The following is a 10,057-nucleotide window of genomic DNA, read 5'->3' on the forward strand; positions in this document are numbered from 1 at the left end:
AGAAGAATTGGAACGCAACTTACCTGCAAAGGTAAAAAAATACATCTATGAAAATGAAATAAACTTCTATACGATAAACGCAACGAAGATAGCTTCGGAAATAGGCCTTGGTGGAAGGACAAACATGATAATGCAGGCAGCCTTCTTTAAACTGGCAAACATAATACCCGTAGAAGAAGCAGTAGGATACTTAAAGAAATCCATTAAAGAAGAATACGGTGCAAAAGGCGACGATACAGTAAACATGAACTACATGGCGGTAGATAAAGGAATCGAAGCCTTGGTAAAAATAGAAATAAAAGATGAATGGAAAGACGCCAGGGAAGAAACAGTGGAAGAAAAAGACCTTCCAAGCTTCATAAAAGACATAAAAATACCTATGGACAGACAAGAAGGAAACAACCTTCCCGTCAGTGCATTCATGGACAGAGTGAGAGGAGAAATTCCAGCAGGAACATCCAAATATGAAAAACGTGGAGTGGCAGTAAACGTACCAAGATGGATAAAAGAAAACTGCATTCAATGCAACCAATGCTCTCTGGTATGCCCACACGCAGCCATAAGACCCTTCCTGCTTGACCAGGAAGAATCGAAGAACAAGCCGGAAGGCTTTGAAACACTGGAAGCAAGAGGGAAAGGGCTGGAAAACCTGGAATTCAGAATACAAGTATCCACACTGGACTGCACAGGATGCGGAAACTGTGCGGAAGTCTGCCCATCAAAGAAAAAGGCCCTTGTAATGCTTCCCTTTGAAGAAGAAAACAAGATACAAGCCCATAACTGGGAATATGCAATGACCATAAAGAATAAAGAAGACAAGATGGACCAATACTCAATAAAAGGAAGCCAATTCAAACAACCGCTGTTTGAATTCTCGGGAGCCTGTGCCGGCTGTGGAGAAACTCCATATGCCAAACTAATAACCCAGCTATATGGAGACAGGATGCTAATAGCCAATGCATCAGGATGCTCATCCATCTGGGGAGGCTCATCGCCATCATCCCCCTTCTGTCCTAACCAAGAAGGCAAAGGACCGGCCTGGGCAAGCTCGCTATTTGAAGACAACGCAGAATATGGCTACGGCATGGCATTGGCAAACAGAAAGATAAGAGAAAAAATCAAACTGCTGATGGAAGAATTCATCAAACTTAACATAGAATCTGAACTAAATGTCTACTTTAAAGAATGGATAGAAGGAATAAACGACCCGACAATTTCAAAGAAAACCACGAGACAAATGCTGCCTCTTTTGGAAACAGACACAGGAAACGAAAAAGCCAATGAAATCCTAAGAGAAATATCAAGCAGAAAAGACTACCTGGTGAAGAAATCCGTATGGGTATTTGGAGGAGACGGCTGGGCATATGACATAGGCTACGGTGGACTGGACCATGTACTAGCCTCCGGAGAAGACATAAACATACTAGTAATGGATACAGAAGTATACTCAAACACAGGAGGTCAATCCTCGAAAGCCACACCAACGGCAGCAGTAGCAAAATTTGCAGCATCAGGAAAGAAAATAAGGAAGAAAGACCTGGGAATGATGGCAGCGACCTACGGATATGTGTATGTAGCACAAATAGCGCTGGGAGCAGACATGAATCAAGCCATCAAGGCCATCAAGGAAGCAGAAAGCTACAATGGACCATCACTAATAATAGCCTATGCACCATGCATCAATCACGGAATAAGAAGCGGCATGGGAACAACCATAAGACAAGAAGAAAGAGCGGTAAAATCAGGATACTGGCATTTATATAGATTTGACCCAAGATTAAAGGAAGAAGGAAAGAATCCATTCCAATTGGATTCAAAGGAGCCGACAGAATCCTTCATGGATTTCATAAACTCAGAAATAAGGTATACATCCTTAAGAAAGACCTTCCCTGAAACGGCAGATATGTTGTTTAAGGAAGCAGAAAAGGATGCAAAAGAGAAGTATGAAAAATATTTAAATATGTCCAAGTTAGGACAATAGTGATATACTGTGAGGCTGTTGCGCAATGGATGGGTTGGGCAGCAGCCTTTATTCAGGAAGTTTTCATTGATTAAATCTTTGATTAAATGTATAATCTTTATGTAAGGTATTTTTTTCATACAATTATTTTGCCATAAATCCCTTACTCCTCGGAGTTTGAGATTTATTTTTTTTTAGATTGCCATTCTAAATTATTTAATGCGACAGACAGTTTTTGTATTGTAAATGGGAATAATAATTGTGATGAAAAAATAGAAGGAAGGGATTTAATGGATAGTATAAAATTTAGTGATTTGGGGTTAAATGAAAAAGTACTCAAGGCCATAGATGACATGGGGTTTGAAGAACCTTCAAAGATACAAGAAGAGGTAATACCAGTTGTATTGAAAGGTTTTGATGTTATAGGTCAAGCTCAGACGGGCACAGGAAAGACTTTAGCATTTGGTGCCCCAATAATCAGCAAGCTGGACAACAGCAGGCAAGGTAAGATAGATACCATAATACTTACCCCCACCAGGGAGTTGGCAATTCAAGTAAATGATGAATTAAACCGAATAGCCAAATATACAAAGATAAAGCTGTTGCCTGTATATGGAGGTCAGCCTATAGAAAGACAGATAAATGCCCTAAAACGAGGTATAGATATAGTGGTTGGAACTCCGGGAAGGGTTCTTGACCTCATTAGAAGAAATGTCATAGATCTTGCCGATATAAAATTTCTGATTCTTGATGAAGCTGATGAAATGTTGGATATGGGCTTTATAGATGATATAGAAGAAATAATCAGGAACTGTAACAAGGATAGGCAAACCATGCTTTTTTCTGCTACTATGCCTGATGAGATAAGAAAGCTTTCAAAGAAGTATATGGCAGAAGATACAAAGTATATCTCCATAGTAAAGAATACAATGACGGTTTCTACCGTATCTCAGTTCTACTATGAGGTAAAGCAGAAGGATAGGTTTGAGGCCCTCTGCAGGATACTGGATGTGGATGAACCAAGCAGTGCCATTATATTTTGCAAGACCAAAAAGGGTGTTGATGAGCTGGTGGAAGCTTTGGAAATGAGAGGGTACAATGCAGAAGGAATGCATGGAGATATGAGCCAAAGTCATAGACTCAATACCCTGAAAAAATTTAAGGAAGGGAATTTGGATTTTCTGGTTGCTACAGATGTAGCGGCAAGAGGTATTGATGTGGAGAATGTTTCACATGTGATCAACTATGACTTGCCCCAGGATACTGAATCCTATGTTCATAGAATAGGGAGGACCGGAAGAGCCAACAGGGAAGGTACGGCTTATACCTTGGTGACTTCAAGGGAATACTACATATTAAAGCAGATAGAAAAGGCCACCAGAAGCAAGATAAGAAGAAAGGAAGTACCTTCCATAGACGAAATCTTCTTGACTAAATACAAGGGAACCGTGGCCAAGGTTAGAGAGGCAATAGAGAAAGAAGAGCACAAGAGGTTTGTACCTCTGGCAACAGAGCTTGATGAGGAATTCAATCTTGTTGATGTGGCTGCCGCTTTATTTAGTATGGTTATTGATAAGGAAATGGGTTCCAATTATTCTGAAGACAGCATAGGAAATGCTGACAGTTATGTAAGACTGTTTTTAAGTGTAGGCAGGATGGATAAGATTAATCCCAGATCTCTGCTTCAATTCTTCAGTGATAATGCTAATACGGACAAAGAAGATATAGGAGACATTGATATCATGGAGAAGTTTACCTTTGTCAATGCCACCAGTCAAGCTGCAAAGGATATAATCAAGTATTGCTCAGGCAAGAGGCTTATGGGCAGAAGAGTAAATATAGAAATATCAAGGCCCAGATAGAAACAATGGGGACTATTTTGTCTCCATTGCTTTTTTTCCCTGACAAAATGCTTCTTGAGGACCGCGGATTTATGCTTTAAATATCAATGACTTTTTCACTCATTGGTTAGCTATTGCAGCGGTTATAACCATGGATATTCTTACAATCATATTCCTTGAGAGATGATTTGCTAGAGCAAGCTTATATCTAATTTCCAGGAAAACCATAGCAATTGTTATGGTTTTAATAATATAAAGTGTATATAATAGAAATATGAATATATGAGCAATATATGAGGAGGAATTAAAATGATAAACAGGACTTTTCAGTTAGAAACATTGACATGCCCTAATTGTGCAGCAAAAATAGAAACGGTGTTGAAAAAGATGAAGGGCGTAAAAGATGTGGAGGTTTTGTTTTCATCCAGCAGGGCGAAGGTATCCTTTGAGGAAGATACAACAAATCAAGATGAGATAAAAAAGACAATAGAATCTTTAGGTTATGATGTTTTAGGTGTGAAATAAGAGTAGAACCATGGTTAAGATAAGCAAAGGCCAAAGGCTAATAATATCAGGTCTGGTGATTTTGCTGTCCTTTGTTTCTGGATATTTGAATTTCAATCCTATTGTTAGGGATGCTTTTATGATAGCCGCTGCATTTGTAGCAGGATATCCTATAGCTTTAAACGCCTTTAGAGCCATTAAATATGGTATCGTTGGTATCGATGCATTGGTTACCCTTGCAGTTATAGGAGCGCTCATTATAGGCGAATATTGGGAAGGGGCAGCAGTAACTTTCCTTTTTATGTTGGGAGCCTATCTGGAAAGCAAAACATTGGAGAAAACCAGATCCGCCATAAAGTCTCTTCTTGACTTGGCACCAAATACCGCAAGAGTCATAAGAGATGACAAGGAAATAGAAATCCCTGCTGAAGAAGTGATGATAGATGAAATAGTAATCATTAAGCCGGGAGAAAAGATACCTGTAGATGGAACCATAGTGGAAGGAAGCTCCTATGTAAATCAGTCTGCCATAACAGGAGAATCCATTCCTGTCAGCAAAACAATTGATGATACTGTTTTTTCAGGCACCGTTATTGAATCAGGTTACATAAAGGTCAGAGCCGATAGGGTAGGTGAGGATACCACATTTTCCAGGATTCTTCAAATGGTTGAGGAAGCTCAGGATAAGAAGGCTAAGACTCAGAAGTTCCTTGAAGTTTTTTCAAGATATTATACGCCCGGCATAATAATCTTGGCTGTTTTGGTATTGATAATTACACAGGACATTGAATTGGCTCTTACCCTATTGGTAATTGCATGTCCGGGAGCTTTGGTAATCTCCACACCTGTTTCCATAGTGGCAGGTATAGGCAATGGAGCAAGACATGGAGTTCTGATAAAGGGTGGAGAAGTAATTGAAAAGCTGGGGACAGTCAAGGTATTGGCATTCGATAAAACCGGTACTCTCACAGTAGGAAGGCCAAAGGTAACAAAGCTTAAAGCTTTTCATGGGCAGGAAGAGGAATTATTGAAACTTACTGCCATTGCAGAAGCATATTCGGAGCATCCTCTGGCAAGAGCGATATTGGAGGAAGCAGGTAAAAGCTTTGAGAATTTGCCTAGTCCTGAGGATTCGGAGATAATAGCCGGTCATGGACTGAAGGCTAAGGTAGAAGGCAGAACCATCCTGGTAGGGAACCGAAGATTGATGGAGATAAGCAACATAAAAATTGCTCAGGAAGTTGAAGAGTATATAAGTCAGGAAGAATCCTCGGGTCAAACTGTGGTGATAACGGCAGATATGGATAGGGTTTTAGGCGTAATATCTATAGCGGATGATATAAGAGATGGGGCTGTGGAGCTGATTAGAAGGCTTAAGACAAAAGGAATAAAAAAGATAGTCATGCTTACAGGAGATAATGAAAGAGCAGCAGCAGCCATTGCTAATAAACTTGGCCTGGATGCCTATTATGCCGAATTGTTGCCGGAGGGCAAGGTGGAGATGCTTAAAAAGCTTCAGGATAGTTATGGAACTACAGCCATGGTGGGAGATGGAGTAAATGATGCACCTGCCTTAGCTTCAGCAGACTTTGGAATTGCAATGGGAGGAGCAGGGTCGGATGTGGCTATGGAGACTGCAGATGTGGTCCTTATGTCAGCAGAGCTCAATAAACTGTCCTATGCCATAGGGCTAAGCAGAGCTACAGTAATAAATATGAAGCAGAATATATATTTTGCAATAGCCGTTGTCATGGTGCTTATAGCAGGAGTTTTGCTAAAGCTTGTATTTTTATCATCAGGAATGCTCATACACGAATTGTCGGTGCTTTTAGTGATAATAAACGCTATAAGACTATTGGGATATGGTGAGAAAAATAATGATACTGCAAAATAAGGCTTCCTTTGGAAGTGTTTGCCGTTGTGAAGAAAAGAGGACGCTGATAAACCATCAACATCCTCTTTTGCATTGACAGGAACTACTTTACCTCAACTATCCAGCCTTCGGGAGCTTCTATATCTCCGAACTGTATTCCCACTAGAGTATCATAAAGCTTTTTGGTTACAGGGCCTACTTCTGTCTCGCTGTAGAATACGTGGAGTTTGCCTTTATATTCTATTCCTCCTATAGGGGTTATTACTGCAGCTGTGCCGCAGGCACCTGCTTCTGCAAATTCATCCAATTTATCGATATATACATCTCTTTCTTCAACTTCCATTCCCATGTAATTCTTGGCAACGTGGAGGAGAGAATACTTAGTAATGCTTGGAAGAATAGAAGGTGATTTGGGAGTAACAAATTTGTTATCTTTAGTGATGCCGAAAAAGTTTGCTGCTCCTACTTCTTCTATTTTTGTATGAGTTGCAGGGTCAAGATAAATGCAATCTGCAAAGCCTCTCTTAACAGCCAGCTCATGGGGAAGAAGGCTTCCGGCATAGTTGCCTCCTACTTTTGCAGCACCGGTTCCATGAGGAGCTGCTCTGTCGTAATCTGATACGCAGAAGTTAACAGGCTTCATACCGCCTTTAAAATATGGACCTACTGGGGTGCAGAATACCGAGAAAATATACTCTGATGCAGGCTTAACTCCTACATTATCTCCAACACCAATAAGGAAAGGTCTGAGGTATAATGTGGCGCCACTTCCGTAAGGAGGTACATAGGCTTCATTAGCCTTTACTACCTGGATACAAGCATCGATGAATTTATCTACAGGAATTTCCGGCATGAGAAGTCTTCTGCAACTTTCCTGCATCCTTACCGCATTTCTATCAGGTCTGAAAAGCTGAATTTTACCCTCTTTTGTCCTGTAGGCTTTTAGTCCTTCAAAGCATTGTTGACCATAATGAAGGGCAGTGGAGCCTTCACTTATGTGGAGCGTGTTGTCCTGGGTCAATGTACCCTCGTCCCATTTACCATCCTTCCAATAGGATATATAGCGGTAGTCGGTTTTTATGTAGCTAAAACCGAGCTTGCCCCAATCGATATCGACGATTTTTCCCATTGCTCATACTCCTTTCATTTTTTTCTATTACTATTATACATTATTATTTGGTAAATTTGTTGTAGTATTAGCAAATGTACAATGAAAAAAAGATGCAATATAATATATACATATTGAAAAGGCAGGTGGTTAGGTGAAGGAGTTCATTCCTGGAAAGCTCTATCAGCAATCTATGGAGAAGGATTCAAAAAAAGCCAACGGAAGATTTTATACACCGGATTACATAATAGATTTTATGCTTGCTAGAGTGTTTTCAAATGTGAATATAATAGAAAATCCATTTATTAAAATACTGGACCCTGCTTGCGGCTGCGGATTTTTTCTAATAAAAGCTTATGATTTGCTTAAGGAAATGCTGAAATCAAATCTTGAAAAAATTAGAGAGAAATATTCTGATGAAACCTATGAAACAAATAAAGATGGATATGTTATAAAAATCAATGGAAAGCAATATTGGCAGGAGAAAAACCTCCATTATCATATATTGAAAAACTGCCTTTACGGAGCCGATACAGATAAGGAAGCCCTTGGACTTTGTTCTGCCAGCCTTTTAGCTAAGGATAACAATGATTATAAGGATGAGCTCAATTTGGTCTGCGGTGACAGCCTTTTTCGTTGGGAGAAATATTATTGCAGAGAACAATTGGTTGATGAACTGGAAAATTATAAACTGATCTATGACATAAAAAACAGTAGAGATCATACAGTAGAACATGTGACTAGGGATAGGCTTAAGGAAATTCTTAGAAATAATATGTTTTGGTCCAATAAATTTGATTATATAATTGGCAATCCTCCTTATGTAGGTCACAAAGAATTGAACATGGAATATAAAAAATGGTTGCTGGATGAATATAATGAAACGTTCAAAGATAAGTCAGACCTTTCCTACTGTTTTTATCAGAGGGCATTGGAGGTGGCTGAAGACAAGGGCATAATTGGCTTTGTATCTTCCAGGTATTTTATGGAAAGCCCCACAGGTAGAAATCTGAGAAGATATTTAAAGAATAATTCCAGAATAAATAATATAGTTGATTTCTATGGGGAAACCATCTTTCCCGGAGTAGGAGTGGCTGCAGCCATATTTTTCATATCCAATGAAGTGGATAATAATAATGAGATAGAAGTATGGAAGTATCAAGGAAACGGATTTAATAAACTAGAGCATAAGGATTTTCAAATATTCAAAATTAATCAGGATAGTATTACAGAAGATAGATGGATTCTCATTCCAAATGAAGAGAGAAGAATATTAGAAAAAATAGAGAATGGTTGTACAAAAAGATTGGGAGATATGGCAGAAAGCTTTCAGGGCATAATCACTGGATGTGATAAGGCTTTTATAATTGACAACGATACTATAAAGACTTTAGGTATTGAAGCTGAATTGATTAAGCCTTGGATAAAAAACAGTCATGTGGACAGATATAGAGTGAGAAACAGCAATTTGAAGCTTATATACTCTGATCTTATTGATGATCCCTCGAGATATCCAAACAGCATAATGCATATAGAAAAATATAAACAGCGGTTAGAAAACAGAAGAGAATGCAAAAAAGGCCTAAGGCTTTGGTATCAGCTTCAATGGGGCAGAAAAACCGAACTGTTTACAAAGGAAAAAATTGTATTCCCCTATAAGAGCACCTGCAACAGGTTTGCTCTGGATAGAAGGGGCTGTTTTTGCAGCGCAGACGTCTATTCCTTTATATTGAAAGATGGGGTAGGGTGTTGTAGTCTTCCATTTCTTCTAGGTGTATTGAATTCCAGATTATATGAATTTTATTTCAAGCTTTTTGCCAAGAAGATGGGGAAAGATATATATGATTATTATCCCAATACTGTTATGGATTTAAAAATACCTGATTATAAAGCTTGCAAAGACATAGAAGCCATAAGCCTGGAGCTTATAAGGCTGTATGAAGAAGATGCAGATTCTAAAAGAATCAGCATTTTGGAAAAGGAAATAGATGATATTCTAAGGAGTTATTTTTCTATAAGGAAAGAGGCACTTTCGTTGAAATGATTGCAGTTTATGGAAGTCAAAAGTAAGTAAAAGAAAAAGGTGATGTATATGAACATACAAATATTTGGAAGAAACAAATGCTTCGATACAAAAAAAGCTGAGAGATATTTCAAAGAGCGGAACATAAAGTTTCAGTTTATCGATTTGAATATGAAAGGATTGAGCAAGAGAGAGCTTGAGAGCGTCATAGCTGCTGTTGGATTAAATGATTTATTCGATACCAGTGCAAAAAACTATGAAAAACTCAATCTCCATAAAATAACCAATAAATCCATCAGGCAAGAATTATTGCTAAATAATCCTGACCTCTACAAAACCCCCATAGTGAGAAATGGAAGGCAGGCAACGGTTGGATATAAGCCGGAGGTCTGGAAAACATGGGAATAGAAAGCCGGAGTTGAATCAACTCCGGCTTATGCATGTGCGCCCAGCATGGGCGCAAGCTAGTCGGTGAAAGTCCGATACGGGGGTTGATAGCGCCAACCGTTAGCTTAAGACAAGGGTGTCCATCGCGAGGTGGAATCTGAAGGAAGTCGGCGGCAAAACTCCGGTCTGAGGAACACGAACTACATATAAGGCTTAAGTCTGTGGGTGAGTTTGCATGACAAAACAAAGCCCAATAGCTATCCGAAACAGGCAAAGTAAATGTAGCAGATATATGGAGGGAAAGCTTGTGCTCTTACCTGGGGAGGTCTCATGGACGTGAAGAAATGAAATTTGAATCACG

General features: G+C 39.2%; 7 protein-coding genes. 6 read left to right on the forward strand and 1 reads right to left on the reverse strand.

The features are described 5' to 3' along the window. The 4 genes from nifJ to BUB48_RS16845 all read left to right on the forward strand — a co-directional run. Positions 1-1,981: pyruvate:ferredoxin (flavodoxin) oxidoreductase (gene nifJ / locus BUB48_RS16830; RefSeq protein ID WP_073027980.1), on the forward strand; the 1,981-nt coding region annotated here is incomplete at its 5' end. Positions 1,982-2,250: 269 nt separating this feature from the next. Next, the gene (locus BUB48_RS16835) at positions 2,251-3,822 is read left to right on the forward strand and encodes a DEAD/DEAH box helicase (protein ID WP_073027982.1); all 1,572 of its coding nucleotides are present in this window, start codon (positions 2,251-2,253) and stop codon (positions 3,820-3,822) included. A gap of 288 nt (positions 3,823-4,110) precedes the next feature. Then, positions 4,111-4,326: a heavy-metal-associated domain-containing protein gene (locus BUB48_RS16840; RefSeq protein WP_073027984.1), complete on the forward strand. Its 216-nt coding sequence runs from the start codon at positions 4,111-4,113 to the stop codon at positions 4,324-4,326. Positions 4,327-4,336: 10 nt separating this feature from the next. Next, positions 4,337-6,199 carry a heavy metal translocating P-type ATPase gene (locus BUB48_RS16845; protein WP_073027998.1) on the forward strand — a complete coding sequence of 621 codons (1,863 nt, stop codon included), beginning with the start codon at positions 4,337-4,339 and terminating at the stop codon, positions 6,197-6,199. Between the two features lie 82 nt (positions 6,200-6,281). Here the strand turns inward: BUB48_RS16845 and BUB48_RS16850 are convergent, their stop codons facing one another. Next, on the reverse strand, positions 6,282-7,307 hold the full coding sequence (locus BUB48_RS16850) for a branched-chain amino acid aminotransferase (protein ID WP_073028000.1): 1,026 nt from the start codon (positions 7,305-7,307) through the stop codon (positions 6,282-6,284). Between the two features lie 133 nt (positions 7,308-7,440). On the opposite strand from BUB48_RS16850, the gene BUB48_RS16855 reads away from it, so the two are divergent. After that, the gene (locus BUB48_RS16855) at positions 7,441-9,330 is read left to right on the forward strand and encodes an Eco57I restriction-modification methylase domain-containing protein (RefSeq protein ID WP_073028003.1); all 1,890 of its coding nucleotides are present in this window, start codon (positions 7,441-7,443) and stop codon (positions 9,328-9,330) included. Between the two features lie 48 nt (positions 9,331-9,378). Then, positions 9,379-9,717: an arsenate reductase family protein gene (locus BUB48_RS16860; RefSeq protein ID WP_073028006.1), complete on the forward strand. Its 339-nt coding sequence runs from the start codon at positions 9,379-9,381 to the stop codon at positions 9,715-9,717. Positions 9,718-10,057 lie beyond the last annotated feature (340 nt).

Origin of the sequence: Lutispora thermophila DSM 19022, assembly GCF_900142105.1 — a bacterium.
Classification (GTDB): domain Bacteria; phylum Bacillota; class Clostridia; order Lutisporales; family Lutisporaceae; genus Lutispora; species Lutispora thermophila.